This window comes from Polaromonas sp. P3_C2 (assembly GCF_056402675.1).
In genome coordinates this window covers 1-6,047 of record NZ_JBFUGX010000235.1, presented here as the reverse complement: position 1 = coordinate 6,047, position 6,047 = coordinate 1, and the positions used below count along the sequence as shown (strand labels likewise).

General features: G+C 63.2%; 4 protein-coding genes. 2 read left to right on the top strand and 2 right to left on the bottom strand.

Annotated elements, in window-relative coordinates; translation table 11 throughout:
• Positions 1–252 precede the first annotated feature (252 nt).
• Positions 253–1,629 carry a sensor histidine kinase gene (locus AC1DWI_RS11510; RefSeq protein ID WP_477669235.1) on the top strand — a complete coding sequence of 459 codons (1,377 nt, stop codon included), beginning with the start codon at positions 253–255 and terminating at the stop codon, positions 1,627–1,629.
• A gap of 101 nt (positions 1,630–1,730) precedes the next feature.
• Here the strand turns inward: AC1DWI_RS11510 and ispF are convergent, their stop codons facing one another.
• Positions 1,731–2,213, bottom strand: a complete 483-nt coding sequence (ispF, locus tag AC1DWI_RS11505) for a 2-C-methyl-D-erythritol 2,4-cyclodiphosphate synthase (protein WP_477669234.1) — start codon at positions 2,211–2,213, stop codon at positions 1,731–1,733.
• Positions 2,214–2,256: 43 nt separating this feature from the next.
• A complete protein-coding gene (gene ispD / locus AC1DWI_RS11500; RefSeq protein ID WP_477669612.1) occupies positions 2,257–3,024 on the bottom strand; it encodes a 2-C-methyl-D-erythritol 4-phosphate cytidylyltransferase in 768 nt (255 codons plus the stop codon).
• 146 nt (positions 3,025–3,170) lie between these two features.
• Here ispD and mfd point away from each other — a divergent pair.
• Positions 3,171–6,047 (top strand): transcription-repair coupling factor (gene mfd / locus AC1DWI_RS11495; protein ID WP_477724865.1); only part of this gene is annotated, 2,877 nt, incomplete at its 3' end.

Here is a 6,047-nt window from a genome sequence, read left to right as displayed (position 1 = left end):
ATGCTGGTAAAAGACTCCTTCCGCTGGTCCTGCCCGCTGAACTCTTCAACCCAGCATGAGCCGCGGAACTGGCTTTGCCAGGCCGCAGGCGGGCGGCCCCCTCGGGGGGCAGGGAGCTACACAAAGTGAGCGACCGTGGGGGCAAGTATGGCGGGCCTGCAACAGGCGGCAACAGCTTGACTGCGGTAGCGCGGGCTTATCGTGCTAACGTCCATTGATCACAGCGCTCGCGCCCACGTACCCCACTTCCTTATGGACGCTACCAACCCAGTTCCGCTCGAAACCGCCCCGGCCCCGCTGGAAATGCGCCCGCGCAGGGGTTTCAGCCTGTTCTGGCGGACCTTCTTTTTCCTGGCGCTACTGCTGTTCGGCTCCATCGTTGCCTGGCTGCAGACCTTCCGGGCACTCGAATCCGAGCCGCGGGCCATCCAGAGTGCGCAGCAGCTGGCCTCGCTGGTCAATCTCAGCCGCGCCGCGCTCCGGTATTCCGACTCCATCGCCCGCGTATCGCTGATCAAGACCCTGGCGGACGAGGAGCGCGTACGCATCACGCCGAGGGAACCCAAGGACAAGTTCGAATTGTTCGAGAGCGACGAGTTGGGCGAGCGCACCGCCGAAGAACTCAAGGCGCGGCTGGGCAACGGCACGGTGGTGGCCAGCAGCGTCAACGGCCAGAAGGGCCTGTGGGTGGGCTTTACCATCGACGGCGATGCGTACTGGCTGCTCACAGACCCTTCCAAGATCGGGCCCTCGCGCAACAGCACCTGGATCATCTGGCTCATCACGGCGGCAGCGCTGTCGCTGGCCGGGGCAGCCTTTATTGCCCGCCTGATCAACCGGCCGCTCAAGCAGCTGTCGTTCGCGGCCAGCCGGATGCGGGACGGCGACTTCGATGCCAGCCTGCTCGATGAAAAAGTGGCGACCAGTGAAATCCGTGAGGTCAACATCGGCTTTAACCGCATGGCCGAGCAGCTGTCCAAAATCGAGCAGGACCGGGTCATCATGCTGGCGGGGATTTCCCATGACCTGCGCACCCCGCTGGCCCGGCTGCGCCTGGAAACCGAGATGAGCGTCACTGACATGGATGCACGCGAGCACATGGCGGCCGACATTACCCAGCTGGACGCCATCATCGACAAATTCCTTGACTACGCACGGCCCGAGCCACCGCGGCTGGAGCGGGTGTCACTCAATGCGGTGGTCGATGCCGCCGTATACGCCATCGCCGACTATGAAGACATGCGGGTCACGGTGACCATCCCGGACGACATGGCGGTGCTGGCCGACGAGGTCGAGTTGTCGCGCGTGATTTCAAACCTGCTGGAAAATGCCAGGCGCTACGGCAAGACACCTGAAACCGGCATTGCCTTGGTTGATATTGCGGCCAAAGGCCGTGACCAGTGGGTGCTGATCAAGGTACGGGATCACGGCATGGGCGTGGCGCCCGAGACCTTGTCCAAGCTCACCCGCCCGTTTTTCCGGGGAGACGCCGCACGCACGGCCGCTACCGGCGCGGGCCTGGGTCTCGCGATTGTCGAAAAGACGATTCACCGCATGGGCGGTGTGTTTGGCCTGGCCAACACAGGCTCCGGTGGGCTCGCCGCGCATATCAAGCTGCGCAGGAGCTGATTCCCCTTGCGGACGGTTGCCCGGCTCCGCAGCCGGCCTCAAAGAGAAATCACCCCTCCGACCAGGCAGGCCGTGCGCGATCAGCTATCAAAACGATAGCACTAAAAAAGCAGAACAACAGCCCGGGCTTCCATGCTCAGGCCCTGTCCTACCGGGCCGAGCTTTTCGGCGGTCTTGGCCTTGACGTTCACCTGTCCCACTTCCAGCGCCAGCACTTCKGCGATGCGCGTGCGCATTGCCGCAATGTAAGGCGCAAGTTTGGGCGCCTGCGCAATGACTGTGCTGTCGATGTTGCCGATCTTGTGGCCACGCTCTGCCAGCAAGCGCCCGACCTCCGCCAGCAAGACGGTCGAATCAGCGCCCTTGAAGCGCGCGTCGGTGTCCGGAAAATGCGAGCCGATGTCGCCCAGCCCGGCAGCGCCCAGCAACGCATCGGTGATGGCGTGCAACAGTACATCGGCGTCCGAATGGCCAAGCAGGCCGACGGTGTGGGGAATGTCCACACCACCGATGATGAGCTTGCGCCCAGGCACCAACGCGTGGGTGTCCCAGCCTTCACCGATTCGAAAATTCACGAGGGACATGGATGAGGGCTTTCATAAGATGGTTTGAATAGTCAGGCGGCATTCAAGGGCTGCCGGCAAAACCAGCCACTTCGCCGCTGCGTCTGCGCTGCCAGAGAATCGCTTCCGCCAGAGCGAAATCTTCCGGATAGGTCACCTTGAAGTTCTGCGCACTGCCGTTGACCAGCCTGGGCGATACGCCCATTGCTTCCATGGCGCTGGATTCATCGGTGACAGCGTCTCCTGTGTGCTCCAGCGCATCGATCAGCGCGCCGATACGAAACATTTGCGGCGTTTGCGCCAGCCATTTGTCGCTACGGTCCACAGTGGCGGCCACGCGGCCGTCCCGTTCGGTTTTAAGCGTGTCCGGCAGCTTTTGAGCCAGCAGGCCGCCCACAGAGTCATTGCGGCATTCATGGATCAAGGCCTTGATCTGCCCGGCTGTGACCAGGCAGCGCGCCGCATCGTGCACCAGCACCCAGTCGGTCAGGGCGGCGCCGCCGGGTTGCCGCGCCACCATCGCTTTGAGGCCGTTCAGCACCGTGGCCGCACGGGTCAGTCCACCACCAACCCACAGGGTTTCGTTCGTGTTGCCGAAATCGGGAAACACCTTCAAAAAGTCGTCATCCGACGGGGAAATGACCACCCACAAACCGGCGAAAGTGCCTGGAAGCGCCCGAAATGCCTCCACGGTATGGCGGACCATAGGGATGCCGTCAATCACCTGGTATTGCTTGGCTTGAGGGGTTCCGGCCCGGCTACCTTGCCCCGCACAGGGTATCAGCACAAAAAAACGGGGTTCGGAACGGTTATTGGCAAGGCTTGTCGTCATAACTTCATCATAGATTCTAAAATCGATGCTTGAACGCATGCAGGCACCCCACTCCGGATGGTTTGGGGTGTCTGGCTTTTGTCGTTTGAATTTTGGCCTTTTCCTTTTTTGATTGTTTGAAACGCCCCCAGCCAGCGCACCGATCAATGCACCTACCCTCACTCGTCACCGGCAAACGCTACACCCTGCCCCAGCCCGCCGGTTCCGCCGATGCCCTGCTGCTGGCGCGCCTGGGCATTCGCGAAAAAGCCGCCGGTAAGCTCACCGCCATCATCACGTCGGACGCCACCACGGCCCAGCGCCTGATGGACGAGATCGCCTTCTTTGCACCTGACCTGCGCTGCGCCCTGTTTCCCGACTGGGAAACCCTGCCCTACGACACCTTCTCGCCCCACCAGGACCTGATCAGCGAGCGCCTGGCCACCTTGTGGCGAATCCAGCAGCGCGACAAGGAAACTGGCGCCGACGTGGTCATCGTGCCGGCCACCACGGCGCTCTACCGCCTGGCGCCGCCCAGCTTCCTGGCGGGCTATACCTTCCAGTTCAAGGTCAAGCAAAAGCTCGACGAAACCAAACTTAAAGCCCAGCTCACCCTCGCCGGCTACAGCCACGTCACGCAGGTCGTCAGCCCCGGCGAATACGCGGTGCGCGGCGGCCTGATCGACCTTTTCCCCATGGGCAGCCCCGTGCCTTACCGCGTCGACCTGTTTGATGACGAGATCGACAGCATCCGCACCTTTGACCCCGACAGCCAGCGCAGCCTCTACCCTGTGCCGGAAGTGCGTTTGCTGCCCGGACGCGAGTTCCCGATGGACGACGAGGCGCGCGCCCGGTTCCGCAGCCGCTGGCGCGAGCTGCTGGACGGCGACCCGACCAAGAGCCGCATCTACAAAGACATGGGCAACGGCGTAGCCACCGCCGGCATCGAGTACTACCTGCCGCTTTTCTTTGAAGAAACGGCCACGGTGTTCGACTACCTGGGCGAAAGTGCCACTGTGGTGTTGCACGGCGACCTGGAGCCGGCCTTCCAGCGCTTCTGGCAAGACACCAAAGACCGTTACCGCCTGGTGCGCGACGCGCCCGACCGCCCGGCACTGCCGCCGGAGTCACTGTTTCTGGGCACCGAGCAGTTTTACGCTCGCGCCAATGACTACGCGCAACTGGCCATACGCGCCACGGTCGAAGACGTGGCCGACAACGCGCAGTTTCAAAAACTCGGCGAAATGGCCGTGGTGCGTGGCGCCGAAGACCCGCTGGCCAAATTCAAGGGCCACGTACGCAACACGGCCCACCGGGTGCTGGTGCTGGCCGAAAGCGACGGCCGGCGCGAAAGCCTGCTGGACTTCCTGCGCGCCAGCAGCGTCAGTCCGCCGGCGTTTGATTCGCTTGAAGACTTCCAGACCAGCGACGAAAAACTCGGCATCGCCACAGCGGCGCTGAACACCGGTTTCAGCTGGCTTGAAGAAGGCATTGACTTCATCACCGAGACCGAGCTGTTTGCCGCAGGCGCCACCGTGCGCCGCCGCAACAAAAAGCAGGAACAGGTCAGCGACGTCGAAGCACTGATCAAGGACTTGTCGGAACTCAACGTGGGCGACCCGGTGGTGCACAGCGCCCACGGCATTGGCCGCTACCGCGGCCTCATCAACATGGACCTGGGCCAGGGCACCAATGCCGACGGCACGCCGCTGCTGCAGGAGTTTTTGCACCTCGAATATGCCGACAGCGCCACACTGTACGTGCCCGTCAGCCAGCTGCACCTGATCAGCCGCTACACCGGCGTCAGCGCCGAAGAAGCCCCGCTGCACAGGCTGGGCAGCGGCCAGTGGGAAAAAGCCAAACGCAAGGCCGCTGAGCAGATCCGCGACTCGGCCGCCGAGCTGCTCAACATCTACGCCCGCCGCGCCGCGCGCGAAGGCCATGCTTTCCGCTATTCGCCCGGCGACTACGAGACCTTTGCCAACGACTTCGGCTTCGAGGAAACCGCCGACCAGCGCGCCGCCATCCACGCCGTGATCCAGGACATGATCAGCCCGCGGCCCATGGACAGGCTGGTCTGCGGCGATGTGGGTTTCGGCAAGACCGAGGTCGCGCTGCGCGCCGCCTTCATCGCCGTCACCGGCGGCAAGCAGGTCGCCCTGCTGGCGCCCACCACCCTGCTGGCCGAGCAGCACTACCAGACGCTGGTGGACCGTTTTGCCAAATGGCCGGTCAAGATCGCCGAGATGAGCCGTTTCCGCTCGGGCAAAGAGATTACCGCCGCCATCAAGGGCCTGGCCGACGGCACGATCGACATCGTGGTCGGCACGCACAAGCTGCTCAGCCAGGACGTGAAGTTCGAGCGCCTGGGCCTGCTCATCATCGATGAAGAGCACCGCTTTGGCGTGCGCCACAAAGAAGCCATGAAGGCCATGCGCGCCGAAGTGGATGTGCTGACGCTGACCGCCACGCCAATTCCGCGCACGCTGGGCATGGCGCTTGAAGGCCTGCGTGACCTGAGCGTGATCGCCACCGCCCCGCAGCGGCGCCTGGCCATCAAGACTTTTGTGCGCAGCGAAAACAACGGCGTAATTCGGGAAGCCGTGCTGCGCGAATTGAAGCGCGGCGGGCAGGTTTACTTCCTGCACAACGAGGTCGAGACCATCCAGAACCGGCGCGAAAAGCTCGAAGAGATACTGCCTGAAGCGCGAATCGCCGTGGCGCACGGCCAGATGCCCGAGCGCGAACTCGAGCGCGTGATGAAAGACTTCATCGCCCAGCGCTACAACCTGCTGCTGTGCTCGACCATCATCGAAACCGGCATCGATGTGCCAACCGCCAACACCATCGTGATGAGCCGCGCCGACAAGTTCGGCCTGGCGCAGCTGCACCAGCTGCGCGGGCGCGTGGGCCGCAGCCACCATCAGGCCTATGCCTATTTGATGGTGCCCGACATCGAAGGCCTGACCAAGCAGGCCGGCCAGCGGCTTGAAGCCATCCAGCAGATGGAAGAGCTCGGTTCGGGCTTTTACCTGGCCATGCAT